This is a genomic window from Pantoea rodasii (assembly GCF_002095465.1).
In the GTDB taxonomy this organism is placed as follows: Bacteria; Pseudomonadota; Gammaproteobacteria; order Enterobacterales; family Enterobacteriaceae; genus Pantoea; species Pantoea rodasii.
Genome location: NZ_MLFP01000006.1, coordinates 164110 through 188523, shown reverse-complemented (window position 1 = coordinate 188523; position 24414 = coordinate 164110). Strand labels below are relative to the sequence as shown.

General features: G+C 57.1%; 16 protein-coding genes and 2 pseudogenes. 14 read left to right on the top strand and 4 right to left on the bottom strand.

The window, feature by feature from the left end; translation table 11 throughout:
- The first annotated feature begins 4 nt into the window (after window positions 1-4).
- From tssM to HA45_RS11045, 14 genes and pseudogenes are all read left to right on the top strand, one after another.
- A pseudogene (gene tssM / locus HA45_RS11115) lies at window positions 5-3590 on the top strand (type VI secretion system membrane subunit TssM).
- Window positions 3587-4270, top strand: a complete 684-nt coding sequence (tagF, locus tag HA45_RS11110; RefSeq protein WP_100700102.1) for a type VI secretion system-associated protein TagF — start codon at window positions 3587-3589, stop codon at window positions 4268-4270. The pseudogene tssM and the gene tagF overlap by 4 nt, the downstream one beginning before the upstream one ends.
- A gap of 10 nt (window positions 4271-4280) precedes the next feature.
- Window positions 4281-5207 carry a type VI secretion system protein TssA gene (gene tssA / locus HA45_RS11105; RefSeq protein ID WP_366557332.1) on the top strand — a complete coding sequence of 309 codons (927 nt, stop codon included), beginning with the start codon at window positions 4281-4283 and terminating at the stop codon, window positions 5205-5207.
- Window positions 5208-5321: 114 nt separating this feature from the next.
- Window positions 5322-5894 (top strand): type VI secretion system contractile sheath small subunit, encoded by a 573-nt coding sequence (tssB, locus tag HA45_RS11100; protein WP_420849019.1) that lies wholly within the window; start codon window positions 5322-5324, stop codon window positions 5892-5894.
- Complete coding sequence (gene tssC, locus HA45_RS11095; RefSeq protein ID WP_100700100.1) at window positions 5887-7386, top strand: type VI secretion system contractile sheath large subunit; 1500 nt, start codon at window positions 5887-5889, stop codon at window positions 7384-7386. Before tssB ends, tssC begins: the two co-directional genes overlap by 8 nt.
- A 63-nt stretch (window positions 7387-7449) precedes the next feature.
- On the top strand, window positions 7450-7932 hold the full coding sequence (locus tag HA45_RS11090) for an Hcp family type VI secretion system effector (protein ID WP_100700099.1): 483 nt from the start codon (window positions 7450-7452) through the stop codon (window positions 7930-7932).
- 68 nt (window positions 7933-8000) lie between these two features.
- The gene (gene tagH / locus HA45_RS11085; RefSeq protein ID WP_100700098.1) at window positions 8001-9704 is read left to right on the top strand and encodes a type VI secretion system-associated FHA domain protein TagH; all 1704 of its coding nucleotides are present in this window, start codon (window positions 8001-8003) and stop codon (window positions 9702-9704) included.
- On the top strand, window positions 9704-10480 hold the full coding sequence (locus tag HA45_RS11080; protein ID WP_100700097.1) for a PP2C family protein-serine/threonine phosphatase: 777 nt from the start codon (window positions 9704-9706) through the stop codon (window positions 10478-10480). The genes tagH and HA45_RS11080 overlap by 1 nt, the downstream gene beginning before the upstream one ends.
- A 10-nt stretch (window positions 10481-10490) precedes the next feature.
- Window positions 10491-11375, top strand: a complete 885-nt coding sequence (locus HA45_RS11075; RefSeq protein ID WP_100700096.1) for a hypothetical protein — start codon at window positions 10491-10493, stop codon at window positions 11373-11375.
- Between the two features lie 309 nt (window positions 11376-11684).
- Window positions 11685-12236 (top strand): type VI secretion system baseplate subunit TssE, encoded by a 552-nt coding sequence (gene tssE / locus HA45_RS11065; protein WP_100700095.1) that lies wholly within the window; start codon window positions 11685-11687, stop codon window positions 12234-12236.
- Window positions 12233-14104 (top strand): type VI secretion system baseplate subunit TssF, encoded by a 1872-nt coding sequence (gene tssF, locus HA45_RS11060; RefSeq protein ID WP_100700094.1) that lies wholly within the window; start codon window positions 12233-12235, stop codon window positions 14102-14104. The genes tssE and tssF overlap by 4 nt, the downstream gene beginning before the upstream one ends.
- Complete coding sequence (tssG, locus tag HA45_RS11055; RefSeq protein WP_100700093.1) at window positions 14101-15144, top strand: type VI secretion system baseplate subunit TssG; 1044 nt, start codon at window positions 14101-14103, stop codon at window positions 15142-15144. The genes tssF and tssG overlap by 4 nt, the downstream gene beginning before the upstream one ends.
- Before the next feature lie 105 nt (window positions 15145-15249).
- A pseudogene (tssH, locus tag HA45_RS11050) lies at window positions 15250-17873 on the top strand (type VI secretion system ATPase TssH).
- On the top strand, window positions 17863-19299 hold the full coding sequence (locus HA45_RS11045) for a serine/threonine protein kinase (protein WP_100700091.1): 1437 nt from the start codon (window positions 17863-17865) through the stop codon (window positions 19297-19299). The pseudogene tssH and the gene HA45_RS11045 overlap by 11 nt, the downstream one beginning before the upstream one ends.
- Window position 19300: 1 nt before the next feature.
- Here the strand turns inward: HA45_RS11045 and HA45_RS11040 are convergent, their stop codons facing one another.
- The 4 genes from HA45_RS11040 to HA45_RS11025 all read right to left on the bottom strand — a co-directional run bounded on the left by HA45_RS11040 (window position 19301) and on the right by HA45_RS11025 (window position 24004).
- Window positions 19301-19699 (bottom strand): hypothetical protein, encoded by a 399-nt coding sequence (locus HA45_RS11040; protein WP_100700090.1) that lies wholly within the window; start codon window positions 19697-19699, stop codon window positions 19301-19303.
- On the bottom strand, window positions 19696-20499 hold the full coding sequence (locus HA45_RS11035) for a glycoside hydrolase family protein (protein ID WP_100700089.1): 804 nt from the start codon (window positions 20497-20499) through the stop codon (window positions 19696-19698). The genes HA45_RS11040 and HA45_RS11035 overlap by 4 nt, the downstream gene beginning before the upstream one ends.
- Window positions 20500-20819: 320 nt before the next feature.
- Window positions 20820-21965, bottom strand: a complete 1146-nt coding sequence (locus HA45_RS11030) for a YncE family protein (protein ID WP_420849025.1) — start codon at window positions 21963-21965, stop codon at window positions 20820-20822.
- A gap of 38 nt (window positions 21966-22003) precedes the next feature.
- Complete coding sequence (locus HA45_RS11025) at window positions 22004-24004, bottom strand: TonB-dependent receptor (RefSeq protein WP_420849024.1); 2001 nt, start codon at window positions 24002-24004, stop codon at window positions 22004-22006.
- Window positions 24005-24414: the final 410 nt, after the last annotated feature.

The following is a 24414-nucleotide window of genomic DNA, read 5'->3' as shown; positions in this document are numbered from 1 at the left end:
GGCCATGATTCGCACTGTGTTTTCCATTGCCACCAGCCGCCTGATGTGGAGCGGCCTCGGCATTACCGCACTCTGCTTGCTGATTTGGACCGTCGGCCCGCTGGTGGCGATTGGTGACTACCGCCCGCTGGAATCGGCGCTGTATCGCTACATCGCCATCGCCGTGCTGTACACGCTGTGGATCAGCTACCGCGTGGTGCCGCGCCTGTGGCGTCGCTGGCAGAACCGTCGTCTGGTGCAAAAATCGCGCCGGTGGAAAGTGCACCCGCCGATGAAATGTCGGCTGAGCATCCACTTGCGGAACGTTTCAGCGAGGCCACACAGTTGCTGCGTCAGGCACGGTTTAACCGCCCGGAAAGCCGTCGCTGGCCACGTTGGATGCAAAAGCTCAATCGCCAGTATCTGTATCAATTACCCTGGTACATGCTGATCGGCGCGCCGGGAGCAGGGAAAACCACCGCACTGGTGAATTCGGGTTTGCACTTCCCGCTGGCGGCGCAGTTTGGCAAAACCGCCCTGCGCGGCGTCGGCGGTACGCGCCACTGCGACTGGTGGTTTACCGACGAAGCGATCCTGCTGGATACCGCCGGGCGTTACACCACTCAGGAAAGTGACCGTCAGCAGGATGCCTCCGAGTGGCGCAGTTTTATTGGGTTGCTAAAGAAGTATCGCCCACGCCAGCCGGTGAACGGCGCCATTATCACCATCAGCGTCGGTGATTTGCTGAGTGAGTCCGAGGATGTACGTCATCAACAGGCCAGCGCCCTGCGCCAACGCCTGCTGGAACTGCGCGACCAACTGGCGATCCCCTTCCCGGTGTATGTGCTGGTCACCAAAACCGACCTGTTGAAAGGCTTTGCCGCCAGCTTCGGTGCCATGAACAAAGCGCAGCGCGATCAAATCTGGGGTTTCACCTGGCCGTGGAGCGAGGAGCAGCTTGACGTAGCCTCGGCATTCGAACCGCAGTTTGATCGCTTACATCAGCGACTCGATGCCGGCCTGGCCGACCTGATGATCAATGAACATAACAGCCTGAAACGCGCCGAAATGTATCTTTTTCCGCAGGAGTTTCTGGCACTGAAGCCGCTGCTGAAACACTACCTCGACGTGGTGTTTGCCACCTCCGGTTATGACGCCAAACTGATCCCACGCGGCGTCTATTTCACCAGCGGCACTCAGGAGGGCCTGCCGTTTGACCGCGTGATGGGCCAGATGAGCCGTGCGCTGGGCTTACCGGCGCTGCGTGCTGCTGATGCTGAGCCACCTCAGCCGGGCCACGGTCAGAGTTTCTTTCTGCATCAGATGCTGACTGAAGTGGTGTTCAAGGAGGCCGGGCTGGCGGGCATTAACCGCTGGTGGGCAGTGCGTAATCGTCTGGTTCACTTGATCACCTACGGCGTGCTGGCTCTGCTGCTGTTGCTGGCGTTGATTGGCTGGTTTACCAGCTATCAGCACAACAAAGGTTACCTGGCAGAGGTACAGCAGCGTGTGCCGGATATTGAGAAACAGAGTAAAGCGTTGTCACCGCTCGACGGGGAAAATATTTTCTCGCAGCTACCGTTCCTCAACAGCCTGGCGGGTTTGCCCATTAGCGATAAGCTCAGCGATTTGCAACAGCCGCCGCTCAGCTGGCGCGCCGGATTGTATCGCGGTGAAGAGGTCTCGACCGCCTCAGATTCACTCTATCAACGTGCGCTGGAACAGATGCTGCTGCCGGTGATCGCCCGCAACATCACCGACTGGCTGCGCAGTGATAACGGCAGCGACGTGGATTACAGCTATGAAGCGCTGAAAGCCTATCAAATGCTCTATTTGCCGCAGCACTATGACGGCAAATTCCTGCACGCCTGGGTGATGCTCAACGTGCAGCGCACGCAGGGCGCCAATGCCCCGCAGGCGCAGTTAAAGGCGCTGGATTATCACCTTGGTCAGCTGCTCGACGACAAGATCAACGCCTCTCCGTTTGAGCGCGATGAGCCGCTGGTGGTGCGCCAGATCGAGATGATCAGCCGTTCACCGCTGTCAACACGCGTCTATGGCCGCCTCAAGCGATTGCTGATGCCGCGTATCACGCCAGGCGTCAGCGTGGTCAATCTGAGCGGAGCCCAAACCGAACTGGTGTTCAGCCGTAAAAGCGGTAAGCCGTTGACCGAAGCCATACCCGGCTTCTTCACTCCCGCCGGATATTGGGGACCGTTCAACAGCAACATCAAAAACGTGGCGGCCAGTTTGCTGCAGGAAGATCGTTGGGTGCTGACCCGCCGCGAAAGCGCCGACGAGCAGAACACGCTGGAAGAGACGGTGCGCCGCCTGTACCTCGACGATTACATGCGTCAGTGGGATGCGCTGCTGCAGGATATTCAGCTGCAGCCCATCAATAGCCTCGACGCCCGTATCAATATGGCGCGCTTGCTGTCCGGCCGCACCTCGCCACTGCGCCAGCTGATCATTAATCTCAGCCGCAATCTGACGCTGACGCCACCCGAGGATGAGAAAGCCAAACAGGATCAGCCGTCACTGCTGGAGCGCAGCACCCATTACGTCAATAACAACGCCACCGCCACTTTGCAGGCCCTGTTCCGTGCACGTAAGGCGGCACAGAGCGGCAATATTGAGGCACCGGAGCAGCGGGTGATGGCGCACTTTGCCAGCATCATTGAGCAAGCGCAGGTCAGCGATCCTAAACAGAGCAGCATCCCGTTTGATGCCCAGCTAAAGGATATCGACGATCTCTACAGCTATCTCACTGCCGTGCAGGACGCCAGCAACAGCGGCATGTCACCGCCGGACAGCAGCATTATTTCCCGTATGCAGGCCGATGCCGGACGTCAACCCGAACCGTTCCGCACCCTGCTGCTGGAGTTAGCCGTCGGCGCCAGCAGCGATACGCAAAAGCGCGACATGAGCAATATGCAGAAGCGTGTCGGGGTGGAAGTGGGCAGCTTTTGCCGCAGCGCAATTGCCGGGCGCTATCCGTTCAACCGCACCTCGGGCACCGATGTGACACCTGACGATCTGGCGCGCATGTTCGCGCCGGGCACCGGGCTGATGGACAGCTTCTTCCGCGACAATCTCGCCAGCAAAGTGGATACCACCCACAGCAACTGGCGCTATGCCCCCGGCGTCGATGGAAAACCTTACCCGGCGGCACCAGCCTGCTGCGTCCTTTCCAACAGGCGCAGGCGATTCGCGAAGCGCTGTTTGCCAACGGTTCAACCACGCCAACTTATCGCCTGACCATCACGCCCATCAGCATGGATAACAGCATTCTCAACCTGACGCTGGATGTCGACGGACAGATCCTGCGCTACAGCCACGGCCCGCAGACGCCGCAAGTGGTGAGCTGGCCGGGCAGCGGCAATACCCAGCAGGTACGCATGCAGATTGGCCTGACCGACGGCACCACCAACACGCTCAACACCAGCGGCCCGTGGGCGCTGAATCGTTTGTTCGACAAAGCCAGCCGGAGCCCGGCCAGCGGCCAGAGCCAACGCGCCACCTTCTCGCTCGGTGGCCATCAGGTGGTATTGGCTTACACGCCAAACAGCGTGCGCAATCCGCTGCAACTGCCGGGGTTTAGCTGCCCATGAATACACCGTTAAACAGAACTTCACCCCTGGGCTGGTACGGCAAACTCCCCGGCAGCGGTGACTTTATGCGCCGTCGCTTGCCCGCGCGGCTGGTGGATAACTGGGCGCAATGGTTTCAAAGCAGCCTGCCGCGTCTGGCACAACAGCCCGCCAGCGGACGTGCGCCGGTGTGGAATTTCATCATTCCTGCCACCCTCGGCGTACCGATGATCCAGATGGGTTGTCTGCTGCCGACGCGCGATCGGGTGGGTCGCCAATATCCATTGTGCGCGATGCAGTTATTTGCCCCGGCTGACTGGCACGCCATGCAGCTGCACACCGCCGGAGACTGGTATCACCAGTTAGGCAAGACGCTGACGCTGGCGGTGCAAAACCGCTACAGCGGCGACCAATTTGATCACGCGCTGAACGCGTTACCGGCGCAGCTGGCACGGCCACCGCAGTCGGATGTATTTGATGTTATCGGTTATCAGGATACGCCCTGCAACCTCAACTGGCCGCAGGTGGTGCACTACTTTGACCCCGCCCAATACAGCAGTTTTTGGTGGAGCAACCAGAGTGACGGCAGCGCCTTTTACAGCCATTCGCACAGCGGCAACTTCACCACCCAGCTGTTTTTGCGTTTGTTCAATCCACCCCATGCCAGCCGCGGCGAACCGCCGTTGTTTGGTCAGCCTTAACGGTGAAAAGATGAATATTGACGCCCTTCTTGCACCGCTGCGTGACGATGCGCCCTGCGGTGATGACCTCGAGTACGATGCCGCGTTTATGGCACTGGAGCAGGCGCGCAGTGGCAAAACGGAGCAGCAGTTTGGCAACACCATCATTCCGGCCGAGCCACCCGACTGGCAATTGGTGGCGCAGCAGGCCGAGCAACTGTTAAGCCGCACGCGGGATATTCGTTTACTGCTCATCCTGTCGGAAGCCTGGACGCACACTCAGGGATTATCGGGCTGCGCGGCTGGCATCACGTTGCTGAGTGAATCCATCGCGCGTTACTGGCCCACGCTGCATCCGGCGCTAGAGTTTGACGGCGAACCGGATCTGCTGATGCGCGTCAGTGCACTGGCAGCACTGGGTTCGCAATCGGGCTTATGCCGGGCTATGCGCAACTGCTGGCTGCTGAAAAGCGCCACCGGTGAAATTACCCTGCGGGATGCCATCGCCCTGCTCGACGGCAGCAAAAGCGAAGTGGCCGATTTCCCCGGCGGGATCGCGCGTTTACGTGAGGCGTTACAGCAGCCGGACCTCGCCAGTGCCGAGGCCATTCACACCCTCACTCATCATTTCACTCTGCTGCGTGAGTCGCTTGAGCATCATCTTGATGCGGCAGATCGGCCGGACCTCGCAACCACGGAAAAAGCGCTCACCCTGCTGCTGCCTTTGCTGCCGGTACAGGCGGCACCGCCCGCTGCGGCGGAACCAGCAGCCGAAGAAACAGCATCAGAGCCAGTGCAGCCTGCGGCCACTGTCCGCCCTGCACCGCTGAGCTGGCAGCAGGTCCCGATCCAATCTCGCGCTGATGCCGAGTTGATGCTGGAAAAATCCGCCTCTACTTTCAGCAACACGAACCGAGCCATCCGGCACCGATCATGCTCGAACGCGTACAGCGTCTGATTCAACTCGATTTCCTCGACATTATTCGTGACCTAGCGCCCGACGCCGTCACCCAACTGCAGGGCCTGTTTGGCCGTGCGGGCGAATAAACGCCTGATCTCAGGCACATAACTCATGGAGAACACTATGGCTAACTTCCCCACCATTAAACGCGCCCGCAGTGGACAGAAGTTCATCTCGCGCAACCGTGCGCCACGCGTGCAGATTGAGTATGACGTGGAGATTTATGGCTCTGAACGCAAGGTGCAGCTGCCTTTCGTGATGGGCGTGATGGCCGATCTGGTGGGGCAACCCACGGAAGATCAGCCGGAGATTGCCGAGCGTAAGTTCCTCGAAGTGGATATCGATAACTTCGATGAGCGCATGAAAGCGCTGAAGCCGCATCTGGCGTATCACGTGGATAACACCCTGACCGGTGAAGGCAAAGTCGGCGTCGTTCTCACCTTCAACAGCATGGAAGATTTTCTGCCCGATGCGATTGTGCGCCGTGTGGATCCTCTCAATGAGCTGCTGGAAGCCCGTACGCAACTCTCCAACCTGCTCTCCTACATGGATGGCAAAAACGGTGCCGAAGCGCTGATTGCCGAAGTGCTAAAAAACCCGACCTTACTGAAAACGCTGGCCGCAGCCCCTAAACCGGCTACCGCCTCGAACGATGAAAGCGAAACGGAGAAACACGATGAGTAATGCTGCCTCTCAAAACGCACGCCTGCAGACGGAAACCGTCACCCAGAGCGACTTCAGCGCGCTGCTGAACAAAGAGTTTCGCCCGAACAACGATCAGGCGCGTGACGCTATTTCACAGGCGGTGCAAACCCTCGCTGCACAGGCGCTGGAAAACACCCTGCCGGTGTCTGACGATGCCTACCGCACCATTCAGGCGCTGATCGCTGAAATTGACGCCAGACTGTCGCAGCAGGTCAACGCCATTATGCATCACGAGAGTTTTCAGCAGCTCGAAGGCGCCTGGCGCGGCCTGCACTATCTGGTGAACAACACCGAAACCGACGAGATGCTGAAAATCCGCGTGATGAACATCAGTAAAAAAGAGCTGAGCCGCACGCTGAAACGCTACAAAGGCGTGGGCTGGGATCAGAGCCCGCTGTTCAAGAAAATCTACGAAGAAGAGTATGGCCAGTTTGGTGGCGAACCCTACGGTTGCCTGGTCGGGGATTACTACTTTGACCACAGCCCGCCGGATGTTGAGCTGCTGGGCGAACTGGCGAAAATCGGTGCCGCCGCGCACTGTCCGGTGATCACCGGCGCGGCCCCCAGCGCGTTGCAGATGGAGTCCTGGCAGGAGCTGGCTAACCCACGCGATCTCACCAAGATCTTCTCCAACACCGAATACGCCGCATGGCGCACGCTGCGTGAAAGTGAAGACACCCGCTATCTCGGCCTGGTGATGCCTCGCTTCCTCGCACGTTTACCCTACGGTGTTCGCACTAACCCGGTCGATAGCTTCGATTTCACCGAAGATACCGAAGGCGCTACCCATAAAAACTACACCTGGGCCAACGCCGCTTACGCCATGGCCGCCAACATCAACCGCTCATTCAAGCAGTTTGGCTGGAGCACTTCGATTCGTGGCGTGGAGTCCGGTGGTTCGGTGGAGAATCTGCCGTGCCACGTGTTCCCAACCGACGACGGCGGCGTGGACATGAAATGCCCAACCGAAATCGCCATCAGCGATCGTCGTGAAGCCGAACTGGCGAAAAACGGCTTTATCCCGCTGGTGCACCGGAAAAACTCTGACTTTGCCGCCTTTATCGGCGCGCAGTCACTGCAAAAGCCAGAAGATTATTACGATGCCGATGCCGCCGCCAATGCCCAACTCGCGGCTCGTCTGCCCTATCTGTTTGCCTGCTGCCGCTTCGCCCACTATCTGAAGTGCATCGTGCGCGACAAGATCGGTTCCTTCCAGGAGCGCGCCGATATGGAGCGCTGGCTCAACTCGTGGATCATCCGCTACGTCGATGGGGATCCGGTCAACTCCACTCAGGAAACCAAAGCCCGCAAGCCGCTGGCTGATGCGCGCGTCACCGTTGAGGAGCAAGAGGACAATCCAGGCTACTACGCCGCGAAGTTCTTCCTGCGTCCGCACTATCAGCTTGAAGGCCTGACGGTTTCTCTGCGTCTGGTATCGAAACTCCCTTCGCTGAAACAGCAGCAAGGATAAAACCCTCTGGGCGCACATTTTCGCCCATTTTTTGCTTGTTCATTACTAAGGAGTGTTATCAGCATGACCATCGCAATGTATCTGAAGCCGGAAGGCGTGGAAGGCGAATCTAAAGACTCAGCACACACCGGTTGGATCGATATTCTTTCTTTCAACTGGGGAGCGAATCAGCCGAATAACATGAGCGTGGGTGGCGGCGGCGGTGCAGGTAAAGTTAATTATCAGGACCTGCACGTGCACGCGCGTATCGACAAAGCGACACCAACGCTGATGTTGTACTGCTCCAACGGTAAGCACATCCCCACCCTGGAGTTTCACGTCACCAAAGCCGGCGGCTCGCAGATTATTTACAACAAAATCAATCTGACCGAAGTGCTGGTGACCAGCGTGCAGTTCACCGGTTCACGTGATGATGACACCGTAGGGATCGAGTATTCGTTCCAGGCGGCGCAGGTCGAAGATATCTATACCCAGCAGTCGGAAGACGGCGCAGCGGGTGCAGATACCACTTTCGGCTGGAATATCAAAACCAACACCGCGTCTTAATCGATTCCGATCGGTTTGTTGGGGCGTCCCTCGGGGCGCCCTCGCATGCACTTTTGCAGGTAATGCCTATGCGATTCACCCTTGTTGAGAGTAAAAACGGCGTACAGCCTCCGCTGACCAGCGTTGATTTCTACCCGCCAGGCGGCACCATTGGCCGCAGTGAAGACAACAACTTTATCCTGCCCGACGACAGTCGTACCATTTCGCGGCTGCAACTGCTGGTACACACCTCTGCCGAAGGCGAATGCCGCATCACCAATCGCGGTAACGTGATCAACGTGGATTTTAACGGCATTCCGCTGGAGCACGGTCGCCAGGTGGAATTACAGAGCGGCGATCTGCTCGGCATTGGCGATTACACGCTGGAAGTGAGTGAGATTGATGGGCAAATGCCGGCGCCGCGCGTCTCGATGCCCTCCTCTGCACAGGCGAAAGCCGTACCGCGCAGCACTGAGGCGAACGTGCCCGGTGAGATTTGGGACAGTTTGTCGCGGGATTTTGCCACGCCCAAAGTGGCCCCAGCCGCGCCCGATGCGCAGCATCCGCTGACGCAGCCCGCCGCGAAAGCGCTCAATCCGATTGATCCGCTGAGTCAGGAATCGCAGCACACGGATCTGACCGAGCTTGGCGTACGCGAAAGCGATCCGGCACGCCTGTTTACCGACAATGACCTGTTCCAGCAGCCCACTATTTTGCAGGATGCCACGCCCACGACGCTGCGCGATCAGCCGCGAGTGGCGCACCCGCAACCGCAAACCGAACTCGACCCACTGGCGCTGTTTGGCAGCAGCGGCAGCGCGCAGCCTGATGACAGCGATCCCTTTGGCCTGATGAACGGTCAGGCGCAGCCGTTAACACCGCCTGACCTGTTTCAGCCGGAAGCCGCGCCTGCGTTCGCTGCGCAGCACACGCCACCACCCGCTGCGGTACAGACTTCAGCACCCGTAACCTCTGCATTGGCACCCGCATCGCCAACTGCAACACCCGCATCGCCATTGCCAACACCATTGTCAGAAATACCGCTATCTGAACCCGCACCGATTCCGACACCGCGTGTTCAGCAAGGGCAACCCGAGCACTCCAATGCCCGTCGAGCCAGTGGCCGCATGGGCATCGATCCGGTGAGTTACAAAACCGCCGCGCAGCGACGTGCCGCAAATACCCCAGGCGTGGAGTCAGAACTTTTACAGGCATTTCTTGAGGGTGCCGACCTCGCCGATCTCGATAGCCAGCCGCATCTCGACAAAGAGCAGATGCATCTGCTGGGCCAGCTGCTGAGTCTGTTTTCACAAGGCACCGTCGCGCTGTTGTCCTCGCGCACCATGCTGAAACGTGGCGTGAATGCCGAAATGACCATGATCCTCGAACAGGCGAATAACCCGTTCAAGCTGCTGCCCTCGGGGAAAAGCGTGCTGGTGCAGATGTTCAGCAGCCAGATGCCAGGTTTTATGGAACCCGAAAAAGCGGTGCGCGATGCGCTGGTCGACTTGCAAGCGCACCAGCTCGGCATGATTGCCGGTATCCGCGCCATCATCACCGCCATGCTGCAATCCTTTAACCCCGACAATTTGCAGCAGGAAGAGAGTAGTCGCCATCTGTTTTCCGCCTCACGTAAGGCCGCGCGTTGGGATGCGTTCGTGAAACGTTATCAAACCATCGCCAGTGAAATTGACGACGATTTTCATACCTTGTTTGGCGAAGCCTTCCTGCACGCCTACGACGTTGAAGTGAACCATTACAAAGACCTGCAAACGCAAAAAACGGATCAATGATGAATATAACGTTCGCGTCCATCAGCCATCAGGGCAAACGCAGCACCAATCAGGACCGACTGGCGAACGCGCTGGGCGCTCGCGCCGCCTGCTTCGTGATGTGCGACGGCATTGCGGGCGAGAACGGCGGCGACACCGCTGCACGTCTGGCGTGCGACACCATCATCACCCAGTTTGACGGCGACAATCATCTGGATGCACAGCGCATCCGTGGCTATATCGCCTCCGCTAATCAGGCGATCAAACAGCAGCAGCACCATCACGACGCCTTGAAAAATATGGGCACCACGCTGGTGAGTTTGTTTATCGATCGTGATTACCAGCTCGCCTATTGGGCGCATGCCGGAGACAGCCGCTTGTACCACTTTCGACGTGGCTACCTGCTGGAAATGACGCGCGATCATAGTCTGGCGCAGCGCATGCAGGACGCGGGTTATCCCAGCGAGGCGATTAATCAAAATCTGCTCTATTTCGCGCTGGGCATGAAAGAGGAGCGAGAAGCCAGCTACAGCGATGTGCTGGCGCTGGAAGATGGCGATGTCTTTTTGCTGTGTACCGATGGCTTCTGGCACGAGATGGACGTCAGTGACCTGGAGCAAACTTTGCGCATGGTGAGCCATCCGCAAGAGTGGCTGGCGCTGTTGCAGCGTATGAAGCCAGAGGACAACGGTGACAACTTCAGCGCCATGGCGGTGTGGATGGGCGATCCGCAAGAGTCCACGCTGCTGAGTTCACTGGGCGATGCGCAGCGTATTTTGTTGTCGCAGCGCGACTGAGGAGAAGGCGATGAAAACTGCTTCCGCAGTATTGCTATCGCTGCTGCTGTTGCCCGTGGCGAGCGAAGCCAAAAGCGTGCGCATCGTCTGGTCGCCCACGCTGCGTCTCAGCGCCTGGCTGGATAACGTAGTGGATGGACGCGTCAAAAGCTGGTGTGACGACAGCGTGGCGCTGCACTTCGAACCGCAGGGCGAGTTAAAACCGGATGCGCTGGAAACCTTCGTGCCACAGGTTGGTCAGCTGCTGCAACGCCAGTGTCGCGGCCTCAACACGCTGCACTGGACGCTGATCGACAGCAACGGCAAAGCAGTGCGTGAAGGTGATGTGACGGCGAAAGAGAATTGGCGTATCCCGCCCAAACCGAAAGTCGTGGTCGCGCAAGCCGACACCACGCCGTGGCAGCGTTTCCGCATCAATGATAACTGCCAAATGCGCACCTACTGGCCCGCGTCAGGCGATGCGCGCTTTACCTTTGATGCGCATCCGCAGTGTGACAAGGACGGTTGGATCAGCGGTGCCGGTCAGTTGCATCAAGCTGACGCCAGCGCGGCACTCTGGTTCCTGCAAGGGTATCCGCTGATCGACCTGCCCGTCGGTGCCCGCGACGCGCAGGTGGTGGCAGCCAACAATCAGCGTTTGATCCTCGCCAGCGGCGTGGACGCGCAGAGTTGGTTATTACTGCCGTGGGATCCTGCACATCTGGCCTGGCGTTTTCACGGTGATGTGCTGGTAAAAGCCAGCGAAGCGCAATTGCATGATGACAACGCCAATGCCCAGCTGATGGCGGATGCGTTACATCGCTGGCAGATTGACGCCAGCCCCAGCCAGCTCAACTGGCATCAGGTCGAGGCGCTTCGTCTGCAGCAACGCGATCCTACCCAACCGACGAGCTAGACGTGCCTTATCACATCACGCACTCATGTTGAGGAGCAGGCTGGGGTCGTTCAGGGGCTGACAATCCGCAGCGCTGAACAGAGTGAGTCTGCCAGGAGAGCCCGCATGGATGCGGGCGAAAGGCGGGCTGGCACACGATGTGCCATTCCCGCCGGTCCGTGAGGCAGACGAATGGCGTGAAGGTACCGCTTTAGCGGCGCGAGGACCGTCAGCCCCTGAACGACACCAGACTGCGTGATCGCCTGTCGCTTAGCTGACAAGCATGAGCCGGTGCGCCACTCATTCGCATCGAAATATTAAGGAGCCTGAATGAAACCCCATCCCGACAGTTTCACTGGCTGGCAGGCGCGCAGCCAGCAGCGCATCACGGCTCGTGATGAGATGCGTCCCAGCTTGCTGGATCGATTGACGGACGACCATCCTGAACAGCAGAACGTCGAGTCAGGCCGCCAGTCGATCAGTCACCAAACCCTGCGCACGCAGGTTCTGCGTGACTTGCAATGGCTGTTTAACTGCATCAATAACGAAAGCCAGCACGATTTAAAGCCCTGGCCTGATGCGCAGATGTCAGTGATCAACTTTGGCCTGACCCCGCTGGCAGGCAAACGCATGTCGGAGATTGAGTGGGATGACGTACGCACGGCGCTGCGCCGCGCGATGTTGCAGTTTGAGCCGCGCATCATCCCGCATGACCTGCAAATCCGCTGCTTAACCGACGTCAACGCACTCAACAACCACAACACCCTTTCCATCGAAATCAGCGGCAATTTGTGGTGCATTCCCTGGCCGCTGGCGTTTGTGTTTCGTACCGAACTCGATCTGGAACACAGCCGTTTTGACCTGAAGGACGCCGAAGCATGAATCCTCAACTGCTCGACTACTACAATCGCGAACTCAACTATCTGCGTGAGATGGGCGCGGAATTTGCCGATCGTTACCCGAAAGTGGCTGGTCGCCTGGGTATGCAAGGAATCGACGTCGCCGATCCCTACATCGAACGTTTAATGGAAGGATTTGCCTTTCTCACCTCTCGCGTGCAGCTGAAGATGGACGCCGAATTCCCGCGTTTCACCGAGCAACTGCTGGAGATGATCTACCCCAATTACCTTGCCCCGACGCCGTCGATGGCGATTGTCGAGTTTCAGCCGGACCACATGAAAGGCAAGATCAGCAGCGGGTTTTCCATCCCGCGCGGCTCACTGATTGAAAATCAGGCGATGAAAAGCAAAGGAGTAAGCTGCAAATACCGCACCGCTCATGACGTCACGCTACTACCGCTGCAGCTCAGTGACGTTTCACTCGGCGGCTTGCCCGCGAATCTGCCGGTCTCAGCCGCCAATCTCGCACAACGTGGTGCGGTGCGCGCGTTACGCATCCGCCTGCAAACCACCGGCAACATCCCGCTGCATCAGCTGGAGATGGCCGATATCCGCTTTCATCTGAGTGGTGCCGATCTGCCCGCCAGTGAGCTAATGGAATTACTGATGGCGCATTGCGTCGGCGTGCTGTATCGCAGCCTGGATAATACGCAGCACGTATTGCTGGAAGCTGATGCCCTGCAGCAGCAAGGATTCGCCGCCGAAGAGGCCTTGTTGCCCGACGATCAGCGTAATTTCACCGGTTATCGTTTATTGCAGGAGTATTTCGCTTTTCCGGCACGTTTCCTGTTTTTCCGCACCAGCGGATTACAACCGCTGGTGAAACAGCTGCGTGGTGCCACTGAAATGGAGATCGTGTTGCTGCTGGATAAAGCCGACGACGACCTCGAAAATCGGGTAGACGCGTCGCATCTGGCACTGCATTGCACACCGGCCATCAACCTGTTTCCCCGTGTGGCCGAGCGCATTCAGTTGACGGAAGGACGCAACGATTATCATCTGGTGGTGGATAATACCAACCCGCTCGATTACGAGGTGTTCAGCGTGGGCCGCCTGTACGGCAGCGGTCAGGCGATGCATCAAGAGCAAGTTTTTCGCCCGTTCTGGCACAGCTTTGGTAGCGATCACGGCAACTACGGTGCCTATTTTTCACAACGACGTGAGCAGCGTACGCTGTCCGATCAGGCAAAAATTTACGGCACGCGCACCGGTTACAATGGTTCCGAGCTGTTTGTCACGTTGGTAGATGAGCACCAGTCGCCGTGGTCTGAGGCGGTGCAATACGTCATGGCCGACGTGTTATGTACCAATCGCGACTTACCGCTGCTGCTCAAACAGCAAGGCATGGATCAATTTACCCTGCCCACCTCTGCGCCCGTGCTGGGGATTCATCTGCGCAAGGGACCGAGTGTGCCCCGGCCAGCACTCGCTGCGGGCGCAACGGCATGGCGGCTGATCAGCCAACTGCAGCTCAATTACCTGAGTTTAATGGAGAGCGAGGGCGATCAGGGCGCGGCTTCACTGCGTCAGTTGTTGTCGCTGTATGCCAATACCGCGGAAGCGGCAACGGCGCGTCAAATTGAAGGCGTGCGCCACTGCGAACTGCGTCCGGTGTTTCGTCGTGTGCCCGAGCCTGGGCCGATTGTATTTGCGCGGGGTATTGCCATCACCCTGACAGTCGATGAACACGCTTTTGGCGGGGCCAGCCCGTGGATGCTGGGCAGCGTGCTCGCCACGCTATTCAGCCGCATGGTGGCCATCAACACCTTTACGGAGCTGACGCTGAACAGCAGCCAGCGTGGTGAAGTGGGCTACTGGCCGCCGCAAATGGGCAAGAGGTCACTGCTGTGACCGCGCTGCACAACGGCTGGCGCATTGCCTGTCGCCTGCCGGATGATTTCTGGGCAAAACGCTGTGCTACGCCTTTCCAGCACGATCTTTTTCAGTTGTTGCGCCGCCTTGATGCACAGGCCGGTCACGGCTGGTCACTCGGACGTGCGCCGCTGCCACGTGATGAGCCTTTGCGTTTGGGACAATCACCGTCGCTGGCCTTCGCGCCCGCCACCCTGGCGGGGATTCGCCCACGCAGTGGACAGGCAATGCATGAAGTGGATATCTGGAGTTTTGGCCTGTTTGGCCCCAACGGCCCGCTGCCGCTGCACCTCACCGAATATGCACACGAGCGCGTGACGCATTTCGGCGACCACAGCATGGTGGACTTCTGCAATCTGTTTCACCATCGGCTGATTTTACTGTTTTACCGCGCGTGGGCGGATGCCCAGCCTGCGATCGCCCTCGATCGTCCTGACCATCATCAGTTTAATCATTACCTGTCCTGCCTCACTGGCGTCGGCCAGCCGGCACTGCAACAGCAGCGTGGCAGCCTGAATGAGCACGCTCGCTACGCCCTCGCCGGGCACTTCACCCGCCAAACCCACGATGGTGAAGGCCTGACGCGCAGCCTGAGCTGGTACTTTCAGGTGCCCGTCGCCATCCAAAACAACATTCCACAGTGGATGCAGATCGGTGAGCGTGAACAGGCACAGCTGCGCGCCGGAAAGCATGCGCCGCGCCTGGGGGAAACCGCCTTTCTCGGCGGGGCTGTGCGCGACATTCAGCACAAGTTTCGCCTGCGATTTGGCCCGCTGCGCCTGAAGGATTATCAGCTGTTACTCCCGCGAGCCCGTCATGCACAGCAGGTGGTGGATTGGGTGCGTCACTATCTCGGCATTGAATACAACTGGGAGGTGCAGCTGGAACTGCATCAGGAGGATGTCGCGGGCGTGGCGCTCGGTGGCGAGCAACCCCTCGGCTATACCAGCTGGCTCGGCGAGCAACCGTTGAAACGCCACCGTGATGATTTGATTTATCAACCTGATGCCCAGCACTGATACCAGAGGCGTTTGATAGCGCGCCCATCAACCTTTTTCGCCCAAACCGTTAAGGTCGCTGTTTATGGCGACGTTGAAAAAATTTCGCGTAAATAAGGGAATACCATGTCAGATATTCGTCGCAACGTTCTGTTTAGCAAATTGAATCGCACCCTGTTCACCTCACTGGAAAGCGCCACCGCGTTCTGCAAATTGCGCGGCAATCCTTATGTCGAACTGGTGCATTGGTTGCATCAACTCTGGCAGCAGCCGAACAGCGACCTGCAACAGATTGCGCGACGTTTTGAACTGGATGACGCGCAGCTCAGCAGTGATTTGTCAGCGCCCTGGATCGCCTGCCGCGTGGTGCCAGCGCCGTGGCCGATCTCGCTGAACATATCGATAACGCCGTGGAACGTGCCTGGATCTACTGTTCACTGAGCGTGGGTGAAACCCAGATTCGCGGTGGCCACTTATTGCTCGCTCTGTTAAAAACGGTGGCATTACGTCACGTTGTTATGGCGATCTCCGGCGAATTTGGCCGTATTAGCGCCGATCGTCTGCTGGAATCCTTTGGTGACTATGTTCAATCCAGCGATGAGCAGCAACGGGCGACAAGTGACAACGTCACATCATCGGCGCCTCTCAACACCTCTGGCGAGAATGTTCTGGCGAAATACGGTCGCGATCTCACCGCTGAAGCTCGCGCCGGGAACATCGACCCGGTGGTGGGCCGTGATGATGAAATTCGTCAAATGATCGATATTCTATTGCGCCGCCGCCAGAACAATCCGTTGCTGACCGGGGAAGCCGGTGTAGGAAAAACCGCGCTGGCAGAAGGCTTAGCGCAGTGTATCGCCAGCGGCAACGTGCCACCGCCGCTGCAACAGGTGCAACTGTGGTTGCTCGATATTGGCCTGCTGCAAGCCGGTGCCTCCGTTAAAGGGGAATTTGAGGCTCGCCTGCAGGCGGTCATTAATCAGGTGCAGGCCAGCCCGCAGCCGATTGTGTTGTTTATCGATGAAATCCATACGCTGGTCGGCGCTGGCGGCCAGCAAGGCACCAGCGATGCGGCCAATTTGTTGAAACCAGCGTTAGCGCGCGGGCAGCTGCGCACCGTGGGTGCCACCACTTGGGCGGAATATAAAAAATACATTGAGAAAGATCCGGCGCTGACCCGGCGTTTCCAGCCGGTACAGGTGGCAGAGCCGGATGAGCAAACGGCCATTTTGATGCTGCGCCATTTGGCCCAGCCGCTGTCGCAGCATCATCAGGTACTGTTGCTGGATGAAGCGTTGCAGAGCGCGGTACGACTTTCACAGCGCTATATCCCTGCCCGCCAGTTACCCGACAAAGCCATTGCCTTACTGGATACCGCCTGCGCCCGCGTCGCGGTGAGTCTGCACCATCAACCGCCGCAGCTGGCTTTTTGTCGTCAGCAGTTGGCGGCGCTGCAGCTGGAAATCGAGATTGCCGAACGTGAAGCACGACTCGGCTTCGACTCTGCGCCTGCACGTATCGCCAGGGCACAGCAGCAACAGGAAATCTTGCAAGACGAAGAGCAGCAGTTGGATCTGCGCTGGCAACAGGCACTGGCTCTGACGCAGCAGTTGGGCGCGCTGCGTGCAGAACTGCTGGTCGATCAGGATGCCGAGCGCACCGCGCGTTATCAGGCGGTGCAGCAGCAGTTAGACGACCTGCAAGGCGATACACCACTGACCTTCCCGGCCGTCGACAGCAGCGTGGTGGCCAGCGTGGTCGCCGACTGGACCGGGATTCCGCTGGGCCGCATGCTGCAAAGCGAACGCGATGCGGTGCTCAATCTTGCTGATACGCTGGCACAGCGCGTGATTGGCCAGCAACCGGCGCTCAATGCCATCGCCCAACGCATCCAGACGTCCCGTGCCGGACTGGACGATCCCGGCAAGCCGATTGGCGTATTTATGCTGTGTGGTCCGTCGGGTAGCGGGAAAACCGAGACCGCACTGGCGCTGGCTGAAACCCTGTACGGCGGCGAACAAAACCTGATTACCATCAATATGAGTGAATTCCAGGAGGCGCATAGCGTTTCAACCCTGAAAGGTGCGCCGCCGGGCTATGTGGGCTACGGCGAAGGCGGCGTGCTGACCGAAGCGGTACGACGCCGTCCGTACAGCGTGGTGCTGCTGGATGAAATCGAAAAAGCCCACCCGGACGTGCACGAAATCTTCTTCCAGGTCTTTGACAAAGGCTGGATGGAAGACGGCGAAGGTCGACGTATCGACTTCCGCAATACAGTGATTATTTTGACCTCGAATATTGGCAGTGATGAGCTGGCGCACGCCTGCTCGGGTGCGGGCGTGCCGCCGGACACCGAGACCCTGAACAGCCTGCTGCGCGCGCCACTGCGTGAGGTATTCCCCGCCGCGCTGTTAGGCCGTTTAGCGGTGATTCCGTATGTGCCGCTCAGCGATGCCATGCTGATTCGCATTATCGATCTGCGGCTGGCGAAAATTCAGCAGCGACTGCAAGAACGTCACGCTATCCGCGCCGAGTTTGCCCCAGCGGTGGCGCAGCAAATTATGCAGCGCTGCACGGAAGGTGAATCCGGAGGACGTATGGTGGATGCGGTGTTGTCGCAAACCCTGCTGCCGCAAATGAGCTGCCAGTTATTGAGTGAACCTGCCGTCAGTACGCCACGGCATCTGCGGGTCGACTATCAGCACGATGCGTTCCAGCTGTTATTTAGTGTGGAGGCCGATGATGAGTGAAGCCAGCAGCAAAACAGGGTCGCAGGCGCTGCCGATTGGCTACCGCTTTAATGAGTACGAGATTCAGCAGGTGATTGGCGAAGGCGGCTTTGGCATTGTCTATCGCGCCTGGGACAGCGAATTGGATCGTACCGTGGCGATCAAAGAGTTTATGCCCGCCTCGATAGCGTTGCGTGATGAGGATCATCACCTGCTGCTGCGCAGCGAACGCTTTATGCGTCTTTATCAAGCGGGCCTTCACAGCTTTGTGCAGGAAGCCAAAACGCTCGGCCGCTTTAACCATCCTCATCTGCTGCACGTGCTGCGCTTCTGGCAGGCTAACGATACCGCCTACATGGTGACGCAGTTTTATCAAGGGGAAACCTTAAAAAGCCGCTACCTGCGCGAGTTTTCACCCTGCAGCGAAGCGGACATTCGTGCCATGCTGCCACCGCTGTTGAGCGCGTTGAAAACCCTGCACGATCATGACTATCTGCATCGCGACATCGCCCCGGACAATATTCTGCTGCAGCAGGATGGATCGCCGGTGCTGCTGGATTTCGGTTCGGCATGCAAAACCATTGGGCATCTGACGGATAAAACCGAGATCATGCTGAAACCGGGTTATGCGCCAATTGAGCAATACAGCGAAGGTCGCGATGGCGATCAGGGGCCGTGGACCGATATCTATGCGCTGGGCGCGGTATTGCACGCCCTGATTTGCGGCGAGGCACCGCCGGTGAGCGTGGTACGTTCGCTGAGTGACAGCTACCTGCCGCTGGCGGAACGGGAGCTAAGCAGCTACTCGCGCGGCTTGCTGTGCACCATCGACCAGATGCTGGCCTGCGAACCCGATCAACGTCCGCAATCGATTGTCGCCCTGCGCGATCTGTTGGTGGAAAACGACCGTGAAGTACAGTGTGATGCGCCTGAACCTGAACTGACTCCCGCGCGTGAAGAGACCTTGCTGCCTGCATTGGTGGTGCCGGAGGTTGCGCAGTCTGAACCGGCTATCGCGACGCCACGCAAACGGCGTCCGCTGTGGATTGGCGGCGGAATAGCCGCGGCGGGTTTAGTGACCCTACTCGCTGTGCACGGATTTAATGGCAATAGCCCGCACCCCGAAGCCGTCGCCCCAACTAAACCGCCGGTGGAGGTGGCCGAACAAAAAGTGACACCGTCACCCAAAACCGCTGTGGCACCTGTCCCGGTTACGCCCGCGCAGATTTATCTACGTGCAGCGGATGCCACCCAACTGAGTCAGGTCGAGATCAATGGCAAACCACACAGCACGGAAGATCAGGATGGCATGAAGCGGTTGAGTTTGGTTCCGGGAGACTATCAGTTGCAGGTTAAGCTTAAGCAAGGGGGCAACTGGCAGCATTCGCTACATATTGATGAAGGGAGCGGCACCTGGCTGGTGAATGTGCCGACTCCCGCGGGCTGATTTACTCGACGACGTTACCATTTTCGCTAAACAGCACCTTGTCGCCCTGCGCCTGGTGCTGTGAAACCTGCAGCGTCCAGACATGGTTATCATCGTTACCCGCGCCTGCTGCGGGTGACAGCACATAGCTGTAGTCCCCGTTGCGGAAGATATAGCCCCGGAAATCGTGTGACGGGCCAATATTCAGCGTCGAGCCTTTCAGCGTCAATTGGTGGTGATTCTTCTTATTGATCGAGTGGTAGATGATGCCATCGCACTCCACGTCGCCCTCAACGCATTTGCTGGTGTCCAAAAATACCTGATAGCTTTTGCTGTCAAAAAACGGTTTTTTGGCAGCCGGCGTCTGTGCCATAGCGTGGAGTGAAAAACAGACCAGAGATAACGCAAGTAGCTTTTTCATAATTTGATATAAATTCCTTTGTGATAGACGTTCAATTCGCTTTTTCTGCGATTCACCAATCCCTTCATACGCACGCCGCGCGAATAAACAAACTGCATCCACGCCCTATCTAAATCTTCTGGCGATTCGCCATTAATCACTTTCAACGCCGTCGAGTAATATAAACCTTTATGGTTCAGGTTATCACGCGTGCCAATATTAAACGCCAGCATCACTAACGCATCAAATTCGTTTTGGGTCAGCGCGACTTTGGCGTACTGACGCACCGCATCAACAAACTTTTTTAAATCCTGCGAGAATAAGGTTTCGGCGGCCGATTCTGAGATACCGTCTTTAAACTGATCAAATTCACTCTGGCGACTGATCCAATGTCCGTAACCTATCGTGGCTCCGGCAGTCCAGCTGCTGATCGTTTTTGAACTGTGATCGTCATAAGGGAGCGTATGCAATTGTTCGTACTGCATCATCAGTTTAAGCACCTGATAACTAGGGTACATAGTCATCGGGTTTTTACGCGCACCGTTAGGATTACTGCCGGTGGAACCGTGCGCGCGCGGCAGTGCGCTGCGCTGACCGGAAGAGAGCTGACTGAAGGTTTTTTGGCCGGGTGAAACCAGACCATCGGGATGGTGATAAAAATGTTTTTGGTAAGTGATAATCGCTTTGGTGGTATTATTTCCGCACACGCCGTCAATTTGCAGTTGTGGGAAACCATTCTGATTTAATAATTTTTGTACCAACTTGACATCTTGCGATCGATTGGTTCCTCGCAGCCCAACACTTTCCTGTATCGTTTCCATAATTCGCCTCAAAAATTCTTTTCAAGTGAGTAATTTTATTGACGTCTGAAGCCCGTAGCCGTTAATTATGCCGCATTTTTAACCGCGATAATTGACTGGGATACTCAGATTGTTCTTAAAGTCGTAAATGACAATAAGATGACAGTTAGGGGAAGAGGGAAATATTAAAATAAGGAAATAAGTTGTATTTTTCTATTATTAACCCGGAAAATTCAGGACCAAAAAGGGGTAGCGGTGGATTGATGGCGCCTCTGTCACCACCCGGCTATTGCAGGGCAGCGCCATCAATCGCACCGTTACGTCGGCATCATTCCACGTGATTATTCGCTGATACGCACCACACTCTCTAATGTTCCCGCTTTGGTCGCCGCAGCGTCATTTTTCACCGTGACAAACAGAGCATGGTTTACCTCATCTAATGCCAGGCTGTTGGGGTGCGGAGGCAGATTTAGCGTGTTAATACGTTGCAACGATCGTGCATCAAAAACCGTCACCGTCCCCGCGCCCTTTTCGACTCTGACACCGTTGCGATTGGTGACATAAATGCGCTGCTGCTGCGCATCGAGCAGTAAGCCAATCGGTACCTGATCGGTATCCACCTTCGCCAATACCTTGCCGCTGTCCGCCTCTAAGGCAAACAGCTGATGTCCGCTGCTGCGGCGGGTGTAGACTCGTCCCAGATAGTTGTTACGCGGCTTGTCACGATCGATCCCTTGATCAACGCCCAGCAAACGATTCTTCTGCGGGTCATAGACCAGATTAAGCAGTTGATCGGCCTCAATCTCCTGCGTATGGCTGATCTCAAGCGTATCCGCGTTCAGCGTCATCAGTTGCCCCTGCATATTGGAGACAAACACCCGGCGCCCCGCTTCATCAATGGCGATACCGGTGGCGTAAAAGCCAAAACCTGGAATGACTTTCTCGAGCTTCTGCTTGCGGGTATCCACCACGAACAGTACGCTTTCCACGCCGTAGCCCAGACCGGGCAAAAACAGTCGACCGCTGCGCGCGTCATATTTTACTTCGCGCACCTTGTACAAGTAATCATCGCTGATGCCAAAGCGCTGTAACTCTTCCAGCAGATACGCCAACCGCTGGCCGCCAATGCCTGCCTCACGATAAGCTGTCGCCAGATTCACCTTGCCTTGTAATACGATATCGCTCAGTGCTCGATTAGTGGCGGTATCCACCACGCCGACAGCACCGTTAAACCCCTGGCTAAGATAGAGGCGGTTGTTGCTGTCATCCAGTGCCACCCCGAAACCTTTGACCTGCTGCGGGATGGTGGCTTCGGCTTTGAGCGTCAGCGGGTTAAGCCGCAGAACGCTGGATTTTGCTTCCTGTTTCCAGTCGGGCGCACTCACAAACAGCGCATTTTGCTTCGGGCTGTAGGCCATTTCTACCAAGGCGGGAGCCAGTGCCTGACGCAGGTTTTCCGCATTCGCTGAAACACTGGTTAGCAGCATCAATGAAGCCATGATTTTTCCTTTCATCGTGTCTCTCCTTAGAAGGTCAGTTCCAGCGCCGCGCCGATCAGGCGCGAACGCTGCAGTGTGGCCCCGTAAACATCATTACCGCTGACCATGGTTTTACGATCGGAATCAAACAGGTTCTGTGCGAACAGCGTGGCGCGTCCATACAGGAAGGTGTAGGCCAGTTGCGCGTTCGCTGACCAGTAAGAACCAATGCGTCCGCGCGCGTCGTTATCGTAAGCAGAATAATAAGAGTCGGAGAAAGCAACGGTACCGCTCACTTCCCATCCTGCGGCAATTTGCCAGCTGGCACCCATGTTGGCGGTATAGGCAGGTGCTCGCGCCAGGTCATGGCCTTCAACCCCGCTGTCAGCAAACTTCTTAATCCGGGTCTTCAGCAAACCCACATTGCCAAACACATTCAGATCCCAACGCGGGGTCCAGTTCGCGCCCAGTTCTGCCCCATAGGTCTCGACTTTATCGGCATTGCGGATCACCGAGGAGCCGCTGGCCAGGTAATACGGCAGCTGCATGTCCTTATAATCGTTGTAGAAAATGTTACTGGTGAGCACCAGATTTTCCGTCGCCTGATGACGGCTATAAAGCTCGTAGTTCCAGACGTACTCGGAATCATAGGTGTAGCTGGTAATCGGCGCGCTGAGAGTGATTCCGGCTCCGCCGGCGTTATATCCGCGCGCGATACGAGCACCATAGGTCTGTCCCGGCTGCGGCTTCCAGGCGACATCCACTTTTGGCAGGAAGACGTTGTAGGTTTCATCGAGATCGACGCGCACACTGCTGCTGCCACCTACGCGGCGTCGATGTTCACTCTCCACACGGCTGGCGGCGGTGATGTCCACCTGCGGCGTGATGGCATAGGTCATTTCGGCGTAGGCCGATTGGGTGCGTGTTGAGTCTTTGAAGGTCGATCCGCCAAAGATATAGACCGATTCATCCTGTGAGGCATCAAAGTAGCGCAGGCCTGCCAGGCCGCGCAGGCGGCTATCACTGTCACCAAAATGCAGCACCGGCTCGACATGCACTTCACGTCCATCAATTTTCGCGTGTGGCTGAGTGAGAGCCGTATAGCGGTTGATGTTGAAGCCGGTATAAATCAGTTTGTTCTCCAGCCTCAATGTGGGGCTGGCTTCCCACGCCATGTCCCAGATACCGCTGTTCACATTGCTTTTGAACACCGGTCGCCGCCATTCATAGCGTGAATTGGTAGGATGTGGCATGGGGTTGAGGCTCTCGTTTTGCGGCGCACCGGCATCCGAGTGGTTAAAGGTCAGTTTAGTGGTGAGATCACGCAGCCCCGCCGGATTGAGCAGCAGTTTGGCGCGCGCATTGGTGGTTTGCACTTCGCGCGGATCGCCCACCGGCGTGTAAGCGGGCAGATCGATGTCACTGCGGCGGCGCTGGCGATCAACGCTGACACGAAACGCCAGCTGTTCATCAATCAGTGGGCCACTGGCCATCGCCGCCAGTTGTGAGGCGTGCTGATTACCGAATCCGCCCTTGAGCGCACTCTCCCATTCGAAGCTGGGATCTTTGGTGGTCATCACAATCGCACCGGCGATGGCATTGCGACCCTGAATGTAACTTTGCGGCCCACGAAACACTTCTACACGGTCTAAATCCCACAGCGATTGCGGTCCGTAAGCCTGTTCATTGTAGGTGAGCGCTCGGCCGTCCAGTGATAACCCTAAACGCGGGCGAGTACCGCTGAGGAACGCCCCTGCACCCGTCGAGGGACCGGAGCCATCCACCCCGCGCACCGTTGGCAGATCGTTGCCGATACCGACATCGACGGTGTTCGCGGTCATGCGCAATAAGTCTGAAACGGTTTCAGCGCCGGGCAGGGAATCAATCCTGCGGCTATCAAAAACCTCAACGCTCGAACCGGTATCAAAAATCGATCGTTCGGTTTTCTCTCCGGTGACCACCAGCTCTTGTTCATCCTGATAGTTACGCTCCCGGCTGCTGGCAACTTCCTCCGAGTCCTTTTCTGCGGCGGCGGCGGAACCCGACATGCCAATACACAGGCCGATAGCAATACTGATGGCCTTACGACGCGCATAATAGCCGTGGTGTGTGGTAATAGACTGACGCATTTCGCGTGTCTCCTTCATCCCAAAGGTTTAAAAAAACATTCATGTTTATTGACACAACCCACATTTTATTGAGTGCCGTCAGCATTTATTACTCAGACTCACGGCAATAGCAAAGCCACCTCTTTTGCAGAGGTTGTTATAAGAAGATGATCGTGAAGCGTAAAAAAGTGTTGCCAACCATAATCACTAATATCGATTGATGCAAATAAATATTACACCTTTGTGAAAGCGTATTGTTATTAGCGGATCTATTAACCTGTAGGGTTAAACGGTTTTTACCGCCCAACAAACATTTGCAATAAAATAATCTCACAGTGATGTGATTTTAA